Origin of the sequence: Methylocaldum marinum (assembly GCF_003584645.1) — a bacterium.
Taxonomy (GTDB): Bacteria; Pseudomonadota; Gammaproteobacteria; order Methylococcales; family Methylococcaceae; genus Methylocaldum; species Methylocaldum marinum.
In genome coordinates, this window is sequence record NZ_AP017928.1 from 1,175,197 (window position 1) to 1,190,144 (window position 14,948).

At 57.8% G+C, this 14,948-nt stretch carries 15 protein-coding genes and 1 pseudogene; 11 read left to right on the forward strand and 5 right to left on the reverse strand.

Features of this window, described 5'->3' with window-relative positions; translation table 11 throughout:
- Positions 1-61 precede the first annotated feature (61 nt).
- Together sS8_RS05190 and sS8_RS05195 are read left to right on the forward strand one after the other, a co-directional pair.
- The gene (locus sS8_RS05190; protein ID WP_119628715.1) at positions 62-1,237 is read left to right on the forward strand and encodes an ankyrin repeat domain-containing protein; all 1,176 of its coding nucleotides are present in this window, start codon (positions 62-64) and stop codon (positions 1,235-1,237) included.
- Between the two features lie 223 nt (positions 1,238-1,460).
- Positions 1,461-1,604, forward strand: a pseudogene (locus sS8_RS05195) (transposase); the annotation flags it as partial.
- A gap of 96 nt (positions 1,605-1,700) precedes the next feature.
- Here the strand turns inward: sS8_RS05195 and sS8_RS05200 are convergent.
- Positions 1,701-2,585: a LysR family transcriptional regulator gene (locus sS8_RS05200; protein ID WP_119628716.1), complete on the reverse strand. Its 885-nt coding sequence runs from the start codon at positions 2,583-2,585 to the stop codon at positions 1,701-1,703.
- Positions 2,586-2,685: 100 nt separating this feature from the next.
- Here sS8_RS05200 and sS8_RS05205 point away from each other — a divergent pair, with 100 nt between their 5' ends.
- Together sS8_RS05205 and sS8_RS05210 are read left to right on the forward strand one after the other, a co-directional pair.
- The gene (locus tag sS8_RS05205) at positions 2,686-3,288 is read left to right on the forward strand and encodes an FMN-dependent NADH-azoreductase (protein ID WP_119628717.1); all 603 of its coding nucleotides are present in this window, start codon (positions 2,686-2,688) and stop codon (positions 3,286-3,288) included.
- A 58-nt stretch (positions 3,289-3,346) separates the two neighbouring features.
- Positions 3,347-4,219 (forward strand): pirin family protein, encoded by an 873-nt coding sequence (locus tag sS8_RS05210; RefSeq protein ID WP_119628718.1) that lies wholly within the window; start codon positions 3,347-3,349, stop codon positions 4,217-4,219.
- A 47-nt stretch (positions 4,220-4,266) separates the two neighbouring features.
- Here sS8_RS05210 and sS8_RS05215 read toward each other — a convergent pair whose 3' ends face one another.
- Complete coding sequence (locus tag sS8_RS05215; RefSeq protein WP_145986419.1) at positions 4,267-4,830, reverse strand: hypothetical protein; 564 nt, start codon at positions 4,828-4,830, stop codon at positions 4,267-4,269.
- 363 nt (positions 4,831-5,193) lie between these two features.
- On the opposite strand from sS8_RS05215, the gene sS8_RS05220 reads away from it, so the two are divergent.
- Together sS8_RS05220 and sS8_RS05225 are read left to right on the forward strand one after the other, a co-directional pair.
- The gene (locus sS8_RS05220) at positions 5,194-6,204 is read left to right on the forward strand and encodes a PQQ-dependent catabolism-associated beta-propeller protein (RefSeq protein ID WP_119628720.1); all 1,011 of its coding nucleotides are present in this window, start codon (positions 5,194-5,196) and stop codon (positions 6,202-6,204) included.
- Between the two features lie 66 nt (positions 6,205-6,270).
- Positions 6,271-7,536, forward strand: coding sequence for an IS256 family transposase (locus sS8_RS05225; RefSeq protein ID WP_119628721.1), 1,266 nt, complete (start codon positions 6,271-6,273; stop codon positions 7,534-7,536).
- Between the two features lie 84 nt (positions 7,537-7,620).
- On the opposite strand, the gene sS8_RS28460 is transcribed toward sS8_RS05225, so the two are convergent.
- On the reverse strand, positions 7,621-8,475 hold the full coding sequence (locus tag sS8_RS28460; protein ID WP_179952366.1) for a glycine-rich domain-containing protein: 855 nt from the start codon (positions 8,473-8,475) through the stop codon (positions 7,621-7,623).
- Between the two features lie 439 nt (positions 8,476-8,914).
- Here sS8_RS28460 and sS8_RS05235 point away from each other — a divergent pair, with 439 nt between their 5' ends.
- The 5 genes from sS8_RS05235 (at position 8,915) to sS8_RS05255 (ending at position 12,941) form a co-directional block, all read left to right on the forward strand.
- Positions 8,915-10,219 (forward strand): sensor histidine kinase, encoded by a 1,305-nt coding sequence (locus tag sS8_RS05235; RefSeq protein ID WP_119628722.1) that lies wholly within the window; start codon positions 8,915-8,917, stop codon positions 10,217-10,219.
- Entirely contained in the window at positions 10,213-10,965 is a 753-nt protein-coding gene (locus tag sS8_RS05240; protein ID WP_119628723.1) for a LytR/AlgR family response regulator transcription factor, read from the forward strand. The genes sS8_RS05235 and sS8_RS05240 overlap by 7 nt, the downstream gene beginning before the upstream one ends.
- Positions 10,966-10,992: 27 nt before the next feature.
- Complete coding sequence (locus sS8_RS05245; protein ID WP_119628724.1) at positions 10,993-11,430, forward strand: DUF3574 domain-containing protein; 438 nt, start codon at positions 10,993-10,995, stop codon at positions 11,428-11,430.
- A 330-nt stretch (positions 11,431-11,760) separates the two neighbouring features.
- On the forward strand, positions 11,761-12,417 hold the full coding sequence (locus sS8_RS05250; protein WP_119628725.1) for an alpha/beta hydrolase: 657 nt from the start codon (positions 11,761-11,763) through the stop codon (positions 12,415-12,417).
- Positions 12,418-12,518: 101 nt separating this feature from the next.
- Positions 12,519-12,941: a hypothetical protein gene (locus sS8_RS05255; RefSeq protein ID WP_145986420.1), complete on the forward strand. Its 423-nt coding sequence runs from the start codon at positions 12,519-12,521 to the stop codon at positions 12,939-12,941.
- Between the two features lie 95 nt (positions 12,942-13,036).
- Here sS8_RS05255 and sS8_RS05260 read toward each other — a convergent pair whose 3' ends face one another.
- Complete coding sequence (locus sS8_RS05260; protein ID WP_119628727.1) at positions 13,037-14,245, reverse strand: ABC transporter permease; 1,209 nt, start codon at positions 14,243-14,245, stop codon at positions 13,037-13,039.
- On the reverse strand, positions 14,245-14,883 hold the full coding sequence (locus sS8_RS05265) for an ABC transporter ATP-binding protein (protein WP_232020519.1): 639 nt from the start codon (positions 14,881-14,883) through the stop codon (positions 14,245-14,247). Before sS8_RS05265 ends, sS8_RS05260 begins: the two co-directional genes overlap by 1 nt.
- Between the last annotated feature and the right edge of the window lie 65 nt (positions 14,884-14,948).

Here is a 14,948-nt window from a genome sequence, read left to right on the forward strand (position 1 = left end):
GCCCTCACTCAACCCTCTCCCAGTGGGTTTATTCAGAGCTTCCTTAACAGGATGCATCATCATGACAGACATCGATAATCCCATCCGCAGTGAGGCTAACCAAAAACTATTTCAAGCCATTTCGTTTGCCGAGCTGCCTGGCGTTCGAACTACCGTAAGTCAGATCGAGCCGGCCATTGCCGCAGGGGCCGATCTGAACGGCATTCTGGAGGATGGATGTACCCCGCTGACCTATGCCATCAAGAGCGGCATGGGCAGCCCCAAAGCGGTGAAAATCCTACTGGAACTGGGTGCCGACCCTTCACAGCGCGATGCCAACGGCTGGACCCCCTGGGCGCTCTGCCTCGACAAGATGGAGATCCCCTGCGTGGCCGATCGCATGAAAAAAATCGCCGACCTGTTGAGCGAATACGGAGCAGACCGCACCGATGAACGGGTCCTGCTGATGAAAACGGCGGTACGCGAACGCGATCAGGAGCGTCTTCTTCAGCTCTTTGCCGAGGGCATTGACATCAACTCCCCCATAGCCTGTACTCTTCATTTGGCGGTCATCGAGCATGACGCCGACATGGTGCGATTTCTGCTCCGGCAAGGCGCTAACCCGGAGGGATCCGACCTGCAGCACACCTGTCTGATGAGTGCCGTGCAACACAACCAAATCGAGATCATCAAGCTCCTGCTGGGGGCGGGCGCTGACCCCAGCCGTCTCTTCGGCGGGACACCGGGAATGACGCTGATCATTCTGGCAAAGGACAATGGCCACAAGGACCTCGCCAAATGGCTGGAGCGGCTTTTTCCGGACATGGAAGGCGCCAGCAGGGCGAAGAAACACAAGATCAATCCCAAATTACGTCCGCTGGTTAAAGCGGGAACCAATGGCTGTAACTCCGGCCTAGACAACGAAGCCATCATCCAGCAGCTCGACCGCTGGGATCAGCTCTACGGAATCGAGGTCAGCGATGTGGGCTCCGATAAGGTCACCGTGCGTTTTCTCTCGCTGCCGGAACCACTTGACCAACTGGCGAGGGAGATCGATGACTTCTGCCCCGATGTCATTGATCAGGGGTTTGGGTGTATCGATGATATGGTTGCCATGCAGGCCCGTGACGGGCAGGAAATCGCTCACGAATGGGCGCGCCTGATTCACGGGGTGGATCTGCAGCACCCCGATGCCGGCCTGATCCTGCTGCAACGCTCACTGAGCGATACCCGCAGTGTCGCGCTGTGGTGGGATTGACACCTTGTGGCGGAATTGGCGCCAATAGCTTGCGAATTGACAGCCCGCGATCCCTCGGCATTCCAAAGTCAAGGACATCTGGGTGAGAAAGATATACGAAGACCTTCTTGCTATAGAGCCCGTAAAATAGCTCTCAAGGCGCTCACTCGGACGGCAACTCCGTTGCGTTTCATTCCCGTCGGTGAGCTTGGTCGTTATCGCGCCGAGCTTAGACAGGAACCCGATGGACGAGTATGAAGGCCTAAGCCACTCCAAGTGGGAGTGTAAATGTCATGTGGTGTTTATCCCAAAGTGTCGCCGCCGAACGCTGTACCAACAGCTACGAAAGTACTTAGGGGAAATATTCCGAATACGAGCAGCCAAGAGATTCTGCGCCGAGTGTTCGTCTAGGGAGGCATTTCCTCGATCTGTCAAGCGGGCTGGCCGGTCAAACGAACTCAGGCTGGCCTGCTTCGCCGAGTTTCTAAGCGACGCTCTCGCGAATGAGTGACTCCAACCGCCTCACACCGGGACCGGCCGCATCCCGATCGGCGACGATCAGGTATAAATTCGCCCAGCGCTCCGCTCCTTCACGCAGCGGTAGCGGCTTCAACTCTCCGGCATCGAGCTCTTTGCGGATGACGTCTTCGGAGTACCAAGCGTAACCGAGCCCCATGCACGCCGCCCGGATGGAGGTGGCCTGGTGGCTTACCGTCCAGCGCTGCTCGTTGAGCCACCCCGGCGTGCGGCTTCGCTCCCGGCCCGTATCGCGAATCACCAGGTGACGGTGCCGGCGCAGATCGTCCAGGGTGAGGGGGCGGCCCAACCGATGCAACGGATGGTTCGGATGAGCCGCCGCGATGAATCGCACTTTCATGATCGAATCCCCGACGAAGCCAGGCGGCACCGATGTGCCGATGGCTAACTCGGCACGCCCCTCGATCAAGGCTTCATCGGTGCCTCCCAAAACCGATTCGATCAGTTCGATGCGGGTGTCCGGATGCTCCCCCGCAAAGCGCGTGAAGCATTCCAGCAGCAGCCAAGTGGGAAAAAGGTGATCCACCGCCAGCCGAAGCTCCGGCTCCCAGCCGGCCGAGAGACTCGCCGCTGCCCGCTCGAGGCGGAGGGAGTCCTCGACCAACGTTTTCCCGCGCCGGTACAGAACCTGGCCGGTAGAGGTCAGCGCCGCCTTGCGTCCCTGGATTTCGAACACCTTGACTCCAAGCAGTCGCTCCAGCTTCTGCACGGCATAAGTCAGGGTCGATTGGCTTTTGTGGAGCCGCTCGGCAGCCTGTGCGTAACCGCCGGCTTCGACCACGGCAACCAGCGTCTGCCACTGATCCAGGGTGATTTTGGGAAGTGCAGCCATATTTATCTAATTCCTCGATTGATAACACCGAAATATTCCGATTTTCTATCGATACAATCAATCGTTTAATAAGGCTCGCCATTATCACCGGAGACATTTGATGAAAACGCTTTTGCAGCTCAATACCAGCCTGTTCTCCGAACAGGGCCAATCGACCCGGCTCGCACAACGGTTCGTCGAGATTTGGCGGACACTGAATTCCGAAAACAGTGTAATCGTGCGCGACCTGGCCAAGGACCCGGCGCCGCACCTGACTGCCGAACGCTTTCAAGCCTTTCTGGCGCCGGCCGAAGAACGGAGCACGGAACAGCAAGCCGTAGTGGCTTACTCCGACGGGCTGATCGATGAATTGCGACGCGCTGACGTGATCGTGCTGGGACTGCCGATGTACAACTTCGGCGTACCCTCTACGCTAAAAGCCTACTTCGACCATGTGGCGCGGGTAGATGTCACCTTCCGTTACGCAGAAAATGGACCGGTCGGGCTTTTGGCCGATAAGCCGGTCTACGTGCTGGCCACCCGCGGCGGCGCCTATCGAGGCACATCCAAAGATACTCAGACACTATATGTTCAGGACTTCTTCAACTTTCTCGGTATCAGCGACATCCGCTTCGTCTATGCCGAAGGTCTTAACCTGGGTCCCGAGCGGCAGCATGCTTCTCTTGCCGAAGCCGAAGCACAGATCGGCCGGCTGGCCGCCTGATCGCCCGTTCCCGTAGCCCCGGAGCCGGCCAGGGGCTACAAATCGGAAGGTATTTCTCATGACTACACGAACGCTCGAAGACATCATTCCGTCCATCACGACTTCCGACGGCGCCGGCGTCAAATTGCGGCGCAGCCTTGGCAGTTTGCAGACCCTACGGTACGACCCCTTTCTGCTGCTGGATGAATTTTTCTCCGACGATCCGAACGATTATATCCGCGGGTTCCCCTCCCACCCGCACCGTGGCTTCGAAACGATCACCTATATGCTCGATGGCCATATGCGCCACGAGGACAGCGCAGGCCATCGCGGCGATCTCGGTCCCGGCGACGTTCAATGGATGACCGCCGGGCGCGGCATCATCCATTCCGAAATGCCGATGCAGACCCAAGGCCGAATGCGCGGCTTTCAGCTCTGGGTCAACCTCCCCGGCAAGGAAAAGATGAAGCCCGCCGCCTATCGCGACATTCCCGCGCGCGAGATACCCGGCGTGCCACTGGAAAACGGCGGCGAGGCACGAGTTATCGCGGGAACCCTGATCCAGGGCGGGCGCGGAGTCTCCGGTCCTATCCAGGGCCTGAGTACGAATCTCACATATCTCGATGTTCGCGTTGCGGGCGATACTGTCTTCACGGCGCCCATCGAGGCCGGCCATCAAGCGATTCTGTATGTGTTCGATGGCGAGGCAACCGTGGGCGACAGTCACAGAACCCTGCCCTTCGGTGCAGCCGGGATTGTTTCGGACGGCGATACACTCAGCGTCCGGGCCGGATCCAAAGGGGCGTGTTTCCTGCTGCTCGCGGGAAAGCCACTGCGCGAACCCGTTGTTCAACACGGCCCCTTTGTAATGAACACACGCGAAGAGATCGAGCAGGCTCTGATCGATTACCGTAACGGAACTCTGGCGCTGTCGAGCCAGACACGATCTTAAAAGGATATCGGCTACCGGCGTTCGATCACATCTCCGGAGCCGCGGGCTCATGGGGCCCGCTTAAGAGCCATCATCTGCTGCAAAGCCTGTCGGTGGTCGAGCCGCCCCTGCCGTAAGTTGACATACCACTGGCAATAGGTCCCGTAATTGCCCACCACGTGGGCCTCGGCTACATCAGCCATGCCGTCGAGCAGTGTCAGCAGCGTTTCATGGACATCGTGTTCCGCCAAAAGGTCCCGTGTTTGCACGGTGCGGTTGGCGACCATCCGCCGGTCCTCCTGCGTGTACCTGGCGAGGAGTTTAATGCGCTGTTCGAATTCCGCGATATCGCCGGAGCTTGGCCGATAAGAGGGATCCTCCCGATGTTCCTGAAGCGCAAGCCATTCCGCGGCAACCTCGTTTTCGGTCAGATTCAGAAACTTGGCCTTGCGTAACTTGTCCACGCGGTCTGGGGCGTTTGCCGCGGATTCGGCCATCGTCGGGGCGGTTTCGCTTGACGAGGAAGGGGGACCGTCACATCCGCCGGCGATGACGGCAAGAGCAATGGCCGCCGCCGAGTTGCTGAGCGCCGGGAGTTGTTTCGTGCGTCCGAGGATTTTTGATTGATTCACGGGTTGCTCCGGAAAAAAGGCGTCAGGTTGGCACCGAGAGCTTATCACGGGGGTGAGGCGAGCGATGTACCGGAGGATAACGTCTAGGCTCAGATCCACGAACAAAAAGATTTTTCCCTCTAAAGTCAGGGAAACTTTCCCGGCCTTTGTAGTGGGGCGTGACCGCATTAGACGGTATTCTGTCGGGCTACATCCATGAACTGGCTGAGAATGGTTCCGGAAGCGGATTCTCTTTAGCATCTCTCCGTTCCTCACGGTGTAGACCCGAGCGATGGGATATGAGTTTGCCAGGCTCTTTAAGCTTCGCCGCAGCCCGCACGCTTAATTCGGTGCCCTTCCCTTTTAGTTTTTGATTCATCCGACATGTTCCACAAAAAACGCCTTTACCCGCTTCAACAGCTTCCGGCTTTACGTCCCGGGACGCTGGCGTTGTGTCTACTCGCCCAAGTCGGTGTTACACCGGCATATGCAGATACCGTTTACGCGACCCTTGAGAAGGATAATGCGGTGGTCGAAGTCGATGGAACCACCGGAGCAGTCCGGCGCACGGTTCAGGTCGGCAACCGGCCCCGGGGTATCCTGGCCGGACCTAACGGCAATCGGCTTTTCGTGGCATCCAGCAGGGACAACGCAATCGTTGCCCTGGACGCCGGTACGCTGGAGCCGGCCGGCCTATGGTTGGTGGACAAAGACCCCAAGACCTTCGCCATCGATCCTACCGGTCACCGTTTGTTCGCTTCCAACGACGACGACAATCAGATGACTGTGGTCGACCTCGATTCACGCCAGGTATTGAAGCGGGTTGCCATTGGCAAGGAACCCGAGGGCGTCTCGGTCAGTCCGGATGGACATTGGATCATCAGCACCAGCGAGGCGGACAACATCGCGATATGGATCGACACTGAAAGCCTCGAGGCGGTGGAACGAACGCCGGTCGACCCGAGGCCCCGTTATTCTCGATTTACCGATGACGGCGAGCAGCTCTGGATCAGTTCCCACGACGGGCAATCCTTGACCATTTTCGATACCGCGACGAAGCGCCCGGTCAAGAAACTCAAATTCAAGATTCCCGAGGTCGCCGGCTCGGAGATCGGAGCCGTGGGCATTCGGATCGACAGGGACCGCCGTTACGGTTATGTGGCACTGGGTCGAGCCGACAGGGTCGCCGTCATCGATGCTCGGAAACTTGAAGTGATCCGCTATATTCCCGTGGGACGCCGGGTCTGGAATCTCGAGTTCTCTCCGGACCAAAAGCGCCTGTATACCGCAAACGGTCTCAGCAACGATCTTTCCGTAATCGACCTGTCGACCTTCGCCGTGATGAAGACGATTCCGGTGGGAAACCGCCCTTGGGGAATCGCGGTCCTGCCTTAGCTTTAGAGGGTGTAAAAAGAACTGTGTAACTGGTTTGTAAAATCAGCCAGAAAAAGAGACTAAAACATGACCAGTGACACAGCCAAACAAGACGCCTTATTGGATGAATTGCTCAAAGGCTATACGAATCCGAAAGACATTCTGGGGGAACACGGCTTGCTCAAGCAGCTGACCCGGCGTCTGGTGGAACGGGCGTTGGAGGCGGAGATGACCGCCCATTTGGGCTATGCCCCCCATGCGCCGGAAGGGGGCGGCAGCGGTAATTCTCGCAACGGCAAGTCGGCGAAGACGATTCAAACGGAAACCGGACCCTTGGCGATTGAGGTCCCGCGGGATCGCAACGGAGACTTCGAGCCGCAACTGGTTTCCAAGCGCCAACGCCGGCTCGAAGGATTTGATGAGAAGGTTCTGGCGCTGTATGCGCGGGGCTTATCCACCCGTGGTATTCAGGGGCATCTGGAAGAACTGTATGGCGTGGAAGTCTCGCCGACGCTCATCTCCAACGTTACCGAATCGGTGTTGGCGGACGTGAAGGCATGGCAGAGCCGGCCCTTGGCGTCGGTGTATCCGATCCTGTATTTCGACGCTTTGATCGTCAAATCACGCGAAGCGGGACCGGTCAAGAACAAGGCGGTCTATCTCGCTTTGGGCGTCAATCTGCAAGGCGAAAAGGAGCTGCTGGGCCTTTGGATCGCGGACACAGAAGGCGCCAAGTTCTGGCTGTCGGTCTTTACCGAGTTGAAGAACCGAGGCGTTCAGGATGGCTTTATCGCCTGTGTCGACGGCCTCAAGGGACTGCCGGAAGCGATTGAAACCGTGTTTCCCAACATCCAGGTCCAACTGTGTATCGTCCATAAGGTGCGCCACAGCCTGCAGTATGTCACCTGGAAGGAGCGCAAGGCGGTGGCGAAAGACCTGCGGGCGATTTATGGCGCCGCGACCTTGACCGAGGCCGAAGCTGCCCTGGCGCGGTTTGCGGACACCTGGGACGCGAAGTACCCAGCCATCAGCCAAAGCTGGCGGGCGGATTGGACGCGCTTGACTGTGTTTTTCGATGATCCGCCGGAGATCCGCAAAGTGCTGTATACCACCAACGCGATCGAATCACTCAACTTCAGCCTGCGCAAGCTGCTCAAGACCCGCGGCGCGTTCCCAATCGCAAACGGCGTCTCCGGGAGCGCCGAAGCCGCCCTTCCAAACGATGAGGCGATTCTGAAAATCCTGTATCTGGGACTGCAGCGGATCGAGAAGAAATGGACCATGCCGATCCAGGATTGGAAACGGGCGTTGAACCACTTCGTGATCCTCTTTGGTAATCGAGTTACCCTATGAACTAACCCCAGTTACACAGTTAACTTGACACCCCCTAGCTTTTAATACTCTCATCCCGGCCCAAATACGCTAGTCGATCACCTACTAACCACCGCCACAGCCACCGCCACAGCCGCCATCGCCACCCCCATCGCCACCCCCATCGCCACCCCCATCGCCACCCCCATCGCCACCCCCATCGCCATCTCCGCCGTCGCCATCCCAACTTTCGTCTCTCCGGCGGCCTTTGCGGCGGTTTTTGCGGCGCTCGTCAGGGCCACTGTCTCCCAGAAACAACACGTAGAGAAAGCTTCCGACCAAAAACGTTGCAAACAGAGAACCGTCCAGTCCGCCGTGTATGACATCACACGCCTGGGCCATGAAAGCCACGGAGCATAGTGCTATTGCAGCCAGACTTCCGTACAGTCCCCGCTTGCTGACCACTAGGTTGGTCCTGGTGTCGATCCGAACGAAGGTTCCGGCCTTCCGAAAACGCCGGGCCGCTTCGGGCCAGATATCCGGAGGCGGCGCCTGGCCGAATTCCCTCCGGTAGAGTTCCAGAGTCTTTGCGTACCAGGCCTGGAATTTCCGCCTTTCGGCTATCCCTCCCCGACTCGGGTAGTGATGCAGGTCGCGCCAGATCAGGTCGCGGCACAAGGACTCCCAATAAGATTGGCTGTAGCTCAGATGGAGATGCCAGACTTGATCGACGGCGTCGCTTGGGGTTAGCGGTTGAGGTGAAACGCTCAGGAGATATATGAACTTCAGGTATTCGGCATAAACCCTTTCGGCATAAGCTCCCGTCCACCGGTTTTCCAGCGCCAGCCTGCGCAGGAAGGAAAACCCCGGAGACCCCGAATCTACCTTGAATATTCGAAGCTTTTCCCAAAGTTCGTTCCCGACAGAATCCATGAAACGCTCGGACTCATCACACATGGAAACCTTCTTGCCATTTTTCATCTGTCCCTCCTTTTTCATAATGACACCGCATTCACGGATCGCCGAACACCGCGACTCGTCAGGCTCCGGACTTCCTTCCAGACATTCTGGGTCGCCGCTGCGGATTAACCGGGCCGTGAAAGGTGCGGACTTATTCCGCGGTGATGAAATTACTCTCTCACGTGGATGCTGCAAACGAACATGAGCCCTTATGCGGGAGATTCGGTGCAACTGGAGCGTTTTCGGTTGTATCTGGCGGATGTTTCATTCGCGGCAGGACCTCCGACAGACGGCATGGCCATACGGAGGTGTTAGGATGACTTCGCTTGGAGTAACACGGACCCGGACCGGGGCGGATGCTCGCGCCCTCCGGGCGTATCTTGCGGAAAAGACTCCGGGGAGGCTGAAGATGAGTCCTTGCCCGGTTGTGTTCAGTCTCACGAGAAACTGAAACCCGAACATGGAATACCTCACCAATCTCCTTCTGTGGACCGAACGCTGTGCATTTCTGCTGACTCAAATCTGTGTCGCGGTCACCGCCGCTTTCGTGCTGTTCCACTCGCCCAAGCTCCGACGCGCCATCGCACGGTCGGAAGACAGCTTGCTAAGCAGTTTCCCGGTCATCGTGCTCTTCAGCATACCGGCGATCATCAGCACTCACGCGGGAGAGGTCCTGGATCTCCGGCAGGCCGTGATCGTCGAACGACCAATCATCTTGGGGCAGGAACATTTCAACATCGATATTCGGGAAGTGTTCGTGATCGTGGCGGGACTCAGTTGCGGGACATGGGTCGGCTTCGGTGTCGGTTTCACTGCCGGACTGCATCGCTTGTTTCTCGGCAGTTCCGTTGCGGAGCCCGTTTTCCTTGCCAGCATAGGTCTCGGCATCCTTGCCGGTCTGACTCGCCGTTATTGGCCGAAGGTCGCATGGAATCCTTGGAGGGCGGCGGCGGTCGGTGTGGCCGCAGCGCTCATTCAACGCTTGATCATTTTTTGGCAGGCCGATCTCTTCGGTCACGCATGGGACCTTATCCGCTACCTGTTGGTCTCTAAAGTCGCGACGAACGCGCTGGGCTGCGGACTATTCGTCAAGATCATGCGCACGGTAGACAACGACCGGTTGGAGCTCACGGCGCGGCGCGCCGAAATCCGCGCACTGCAGGCGCAGGTGGACCCGCATTTTCTGATGAATACGCTGAATGCCATCAAGGCCCTGGTCTTAAGTGATCCGGACCGGGCTCGAAGTTATGTCGTGAAGCTCGGACAGTTCTTTCTATCCACCCGCCGCTTCGCTCAACTCAATGCAATTCCGCTCCGCCAGGAACGGGAGCATCTGTTTCAATATCTGGATTTTCAACAATTACGCTTCAATCGTGCGGTCGTGTTGACGGAGAATATCGAGCCAGCCGCTCTGGAGGCCTATTTTCCGCCCCGCACCCTGCAGACCCTCGTGGAAAATAGTTTGCAGCACGGCTTCGACCGGACATCCCAGACATTGGAATTGAGCCTGAACGCCCGCATCGTCGACCAAAACCTTCAGGTCGAGCTAGTCGACAACGGCTGCGGCATCCCGAAGGCAAGGCTGAGCCGGCTCGGACACAACCCCGTACCCTCGGGACATGAAGGTGGCGGTTTTTCCCTGTATCAGTTGCGGCAAAGCCTGGTTTTGGCCTTTGGACGGGCCGCGCGCCTGGACATCCTCAGCCGCGAAGGCTTGGGTACAAGGGTAAGGTTGAGCCTGCCATTCAGGACTAAAGCATGGTAGAGAAAATCAGAGTCTTAATTGTGGACGACGAGCCCCTGAACCGACAGGAATTACGTTACCTGCTGTCGCTGCATTCGGATATTGAAGTCCTCGGCGAATCGTCCGGCGCCGGGGAAGCACTGACGATCATCGAGTCCCAACAGCCCGATGCCGTATTCCTCGACATCGCTATGGAAACGGCCAGCGCCGGGATGAGTCTCGCGGCGCGGCTCACGCAGATGGCGCAGCCGCCGCAGCTGGTATTCGTGACGGCTCACCCCGAGCGGGCAGCCCAGGCTTTCGATTATCAGCCTGCCCATTTTTTGCTCAAACCGGTGGATGACGGGAAATTTGCCGAAGCCCTGCGGCGAGTGCGGGCCGCTAAGCAAACCGGCGCGCCGTCCCGTTTCCTCATCCGCCACACGGATAAGGATGGCTTGCGCCTCATCACCTTCGTCGAATCGGTCGAGGTTCTATATTTGCGCAAGCACCACCTCAATAACACTGCCCAGATGCGTCTCGCGAGCGGCACGGTCTTGCAGGGCATTCGTGAGCCATTGGCCGAGTTCGAAAGAATTGCCGACTTCTTCCGCATCCATACGAGTTTTCTGGTCAATCTCAAAAATGTTCAGACGCTCAGGCCCAAGCCCGGCGAGACCGACAGTTACCATCTCCTGCTCAAAGGCTGCGCCGACGCCTTGCCCGTAAGCAGGCATCGGCTGGCGCTGTTAAAGGATAGGCTTAGAACCGATGACCACGGCGGTTGAGCGTTTCAAACAGGCGGCAAATAAACCATGAACCTGCAACCCGCTCGAATTGTTGTCGCCATATGTTTCACTCTCGCGGCCTGCACGCCCACACCGCGTCTGCGCTGCCTGCCGGGTAGCCGGCAGGCTGTCCTGGAGACGGCTTATTTCGGCACGGCCAATGCGTCCGGTAGGGTGACGATCGAACAGTGGCGGGAATTCGTAAATCAGACCGTCACCCCTCATTTCCCGCAAGGGCTGACGTGGTGGAGAGCTAACGGCCAGTGGCGAAATGCTGCCGGAATCATCGAACAGGAAACCTCGTACATTCTGCAAATCGTCCATCCGGAAGACTCATCGGTTGGAGCGTCCATCGTCGAAGTGGCGATGAAGTATCGGGAACAGTTCGATCAAAAATCGGTATTGCGGCTCAGTTCGCCGACTTGTGCATCCTTCCTTGAATCTGGCCCCGAGCCACCACCGTAGCCTCCCGCGGCGGCGATCAGGATAGGGACCAACTCGAATACCGACGAACCCGCTGGTCAGACAGCTGCACAGGGAACGAATTCCCGCCTCGCGAGTTCCCGTTGGGTAGATATAAAAGTGCACTCGCGCCGCGTGAACAAGATCTCTCTGATTCGGTGACTCTCTGTTTCCGAATCCGATCGATGAGGCTATAGCCCTTGAAAGTCTGGTACTTGGCGAATTTCATCGCACGTCTCCCAAAACTTTCCTGCACCGCCTCCTATTTTCAAGAGCAAGTGCAATGACGAAAATGTAAACCCAATTTCATTGCCACATTGGAGATCCCTCGGCATGGAAATCACTCTGGATGGGCCCAACCAACCGCCGCTTTCCTGCGGAAAACCCAAGTACCTCGTGGTCCTGCTACATGCCTCGGGATCAACCGGCGATGAGGTCATCGAGCTGGCTCTCGATTGGGCTCCAACCTTGAACAAAGGGGAATTCTTAGCACCCAACGCACCCTGGTTCAGCGAAGAGGGCGGCTCCGGGCGCCAATGGAGATCCCCGGCAGGACAGAACGTCCGTGACGATGACGAAATCGGCGAGTGCATTCAACAATTTCTCGACGCAGTCCTTGCCAAACGGCGACTGGACGACAGCCAGCTCGCATTGGTCGGATTTGCCCAAGGCGCGACTGTCGCCCTCCGCGCCGGCCTACTGCGAACCCGGCCGCTCGGCGCGGTCGTCGCCATCGCCGGCGGCCTGGAGATGAACCCCTCGGAACATTTAAACATTCGATCCACGTCGCCCGTGCTGTTGGTCGAGGCGGATATCGAAGCCGGTGCCGGTACTGTGAGTTTGGACAAAGCCGAGCAACAACTCGACAGCTGGGGCATTCCGGTACAAAGAGTGGCCAGACCCGGAAATTATCATGGCCTCGACGATGAAGGGGTGAGCAGTGTTGCCGATTACCTTCATCAAGCCTTGGTCAGACCTAGTGTTGCGTAAATGCAAGGCTTGCGACCTTCTCCAACAACGTCGGCGGTCGTTGGCCGCCAGTGCCCCGGCGCACTGACATATCCGTTAAACCAAGACCCTGGAGATCCAGAATGTCAATGACCAGATCCGCAATCCTCAGCCGCTCGGATGTACCCTCGCACAGCGGGCTTAAGGAGGCCATTAAGGGACTCAAGTTCCAGTTGGCCGTCGATGAATCCTACGTCCCCATGGAAAGCTCGGGTTACCTGCCGTGCACCATCAATGGCGAAGACAGCGGAATCAATATTCGTTTCGAGTCCGCGGCGGCTTATCTCGCAAAATTTCCCGGCGCGCAGGCGCAAGCCGGTGAGCGCGAGACCCTTATTACCCTGCGCTCGGAAGGAGATCCCAGGGAAGACGTATGCGTACTCATGATCGCCGCCATCCTGGCACAAAACTTTGGCGCGATCGTCCATGACCCCAAAAAGGACGTCATGTACTCCGCGGAGAAACTCATTAGTGAGGCCCGTAGCCAGTTCGCCGAGCTGGATTAGTGCGGGTGGCTTGCAAGAAATTGCTAGCTGTCGCCGACAGCCTTTGCCCGGCCATCGTCAATGGGCAAGGTCAATACGCGCGTCTTGGGTTCCGCTCATTCGTGCCGAAGCGCATTGATGGGATCCAGACGTGCAGCCTTACGGGCCGGAAAATACCCGAATATGATCCCGACGCCACCGGAGAACAGAAACGAGATTAGCACCACGCTTAGACTCGGAATAAACAGAACCCCGAGAAGATGGGCCACGAGAGCCGATCCCGCGAGTCCGAGGACGATTCCCACAAGTCCCCCGAGTGATGCGAGCATGATCGCTTCCACGAGAAACTGCATGAGAACCTCTTTTTCGCGGGCGCCGATCGCCAGGCGGATACCGATTTCCCGGGTTCGTTCGGTCACCGAGACCAGCATGATGTTCATGATTCCGATGCCGCCTACCACCAGGCTCACCGTGGCAATGGCCCCCAGCAAGGTGGTGAGAATCTGGGTCGTGTTCGCCACTTTACCGGAGATCTCCGCGAGATCGCCTATTTCGAAATCGTTTTCGGCATCTTGTTTCAGATGCCGACGTTCACGTATCAGCAATTCGATATTCCGCTTGACCTTCGCAGCAACCTCGCCGCTGTCTGCCGCGACGTAAATCGCACTGACGTCCTGGTTTCCGGCGATGCGTCTTTGAAAGGCGCGCAGCGGCATGACCACCAAATCGTCCTGATCCATGCCGGTAATCGTCTGCCCTTTTGACTTCAGTACCCCGATCACTTCGCAGGACAGTTTCCGAAGCCGGATTGAGGCACCGAGAGCATTCTGCTGGCCGAACAGGGCATCACGGACGGCGGTTCCCAGAACGCAAACCGGTTTCCCCGCCAATATCTCGGCCTCATTGAAGAAACGCCCCTGGCCTATCGACCAGTTCTTGACTTCAAAAAACGCATTATCCGTGCCGGTAACCGTGGTTGAGCGGTTCTTATTTCCGTAGATCACCGGCATGGATTTTGTCGCGGATGCCGCTACGGCCGTCACATCGCGGATTTCCTGCTCGATCGCCCGCGCATCATTGAGATGAAACGATGCAGCAGTAGACATTACCCCAAGGGCACTTTGAGCGGCTCCCGGGGTGATGATCAAAAGATTTTCGCCGAGGCTGGCGATATCGGAGGTGATTCGCGCCGTGACGCCCGCCCCTAGGGTGACCATCAAAATGACTGCGGCGACGCCGATGACTACCCCCAAAATAGTGAGCGACGAGCGCATGACATTGCGGCGGATCTCCCGCAATGCCAGCAGCACCGTATTCCATACCATCAGGCAAAGGCCTTCTGCGGCTCATCGATCGCGATGGCCCCGTCGAGGAAGTGCACACACCTTTGAGTGTAGGCCGCCACATCCGGTTCGTGAGTCACCATGACAATCGTGAGTCCGTGGTCGCGATTCAATCGGGTCAAAATTTCCATGATTTCTCGGGTACGTTTGGTATCCAAACTACCGGTGGGTTCGTCCGCCAGGAGCACCGCCGGATTGGTCACGATCGCACGGGCAATGGCAACGCGCTGCTGTTGGCCGCCGGAAAGCTCCACGGGAGTATGTTTCTCCCGCCCTTTGAGGCCCATGGCCGCAAGCACGTCGAGCGCTCGCGCCCGTCTCTCGGCTACCGGAACACCGCGATAAATCAGCGGCAGCTCCACGTTTTCCAGAGCAGACATTCGGCTGAGAAGGTTAAACTGTTGGAACACAAAGCCAAGGTAGTGACGGCGTAACAAGGCCCGTTGATCCCGGCTTAGCTTGCCGACCTCGACGCCCCGAAAGAGAAACCTGCCCGAACTGGGCACATCCAAGCAACCGAGGATGTTCATGAAAGTCGACTTTCCCGAGCCGCTGGGCCCCATCACCGCCACGAACTCGCCATTGCCAATCTGCAAGTCGATGCCGGTCAATGCCAGCACTTGGGTCTGCCCTGCGCCATAGACTTTAGTCACCCCGCAGAGCTCAATAAGCCATTCATTAGTCA